At 47.2% G+C, this 373-nt stretch carries 1 protein-coding gene; it reads left to right on the forward strand.

Annotated elements, in window-relative coordinates; translation table 11 throughout:
• Positions 1 to 373, forward strand: a 373-nt coding sequence (locus A142_RS18455; RefSeq protein WP_019821648.1) for a flagellin hook IN motif-containing protein, incomplete at both ends; no start/stop codon positions are given.

Consider the following 373-nt stretch of genomic DNA (forward strand, 5'->3'; position numbering starts at 1 on the left):
TTGGAACGTTCAAGCAGGTTCTAACGACCTAAAATTGTCTTTCACTGACAACTTCGGTCAAGCCCAAGAAATCGACATCAGCGCAAAAGCGGGTGACGACATCGAAGAGCTAGCAACGTACATCAACGGTCAACAAGATTCTGTGAAAGCGTCTGTAACTGAAGATGGCAAGCTACAAATGTTTACTGGTAACAACAAGGTTGAAGGCGAAGTAGCATTCTCTGGCAGCTTGGCTGGCGAACTAGGCATGCAACCTGGTAAAGACGTAACCGTTGATACTATTGATGTAACATCAGTTGGCGGCGCACAAGAGTCTGTAGCAGTCATCGATGCGGCACTTAAATACGTAGACAGCCACCGTGCTGAGCTAGGT

Origin of the sequence: Vibrio splendidus 12E03 (genome assembly GCF_000272105.2) — a bacterium.
In the GTDB taxonomy this organism is placed as follows: Bacteria; Pseudomonadota; Gammaproteobacteria; order Enterobacterales; family Vibrionaceae; genus Vibrio; species Vibrio splendidus_I.